The 391-nt window shown below is 71.6% G+C and carries 1 protein-coding gene; it reads right to left on the bottom strand.

Annotation, left to right across the window (positions count from 1 at the left end; genetic code table 11):
• Positions 1–391, bottom strand: a 391-nt coding sequence (locus PUR61_RS04460; protein WP_329875844.1) for an acyltransferase domain-containing protein, incomplete at both ends; no start/stop codon positions are given.

The raw sequence follows: 391 nt of genomic DNA on the forward strand, positions 1-391 counted from the left end.
AGGCTCGGCGAAGGACAACCCACGCACCACGGCGCGGAAGTCCTCCAACATCGGCTCCATCAACCGGGAGTGGAACGCGTGACTGGTCCGCAGACGGCTGGACTTCCAACCCCGCCCGCCCGCCGCCTCCGCGACGGCGTCGATCACGGCTGCCAGCCCCGCGACCACCACGGCCCCAGGACCGTTCACCACCGCGACGTCCACGTCCGGGAACGCCGCCAGCACCTCCGCCTCGGAAGCACCCACCGCGAGCATCGCCCCACCCGCCGGAAGAGCCTGCATCAACCTGCCGCGCGCCGCGACCAGCGTGGCCGCGTCCGGCAGAGACAGCACCCCGGCCACATGCGCGGCAGCAACCTCACCGATCGAATGCCCCACCAGGACATCCGCA

The sequence above is a fragment of the Streptomyces sp. BE20 genome, from assembly GCF_036322525.1.
Classification (GTDB): Bacteria; Actinomycetota; Actinomycetes; order Streptomycetales; family Streptomycetaceae; genus Kitasatospora.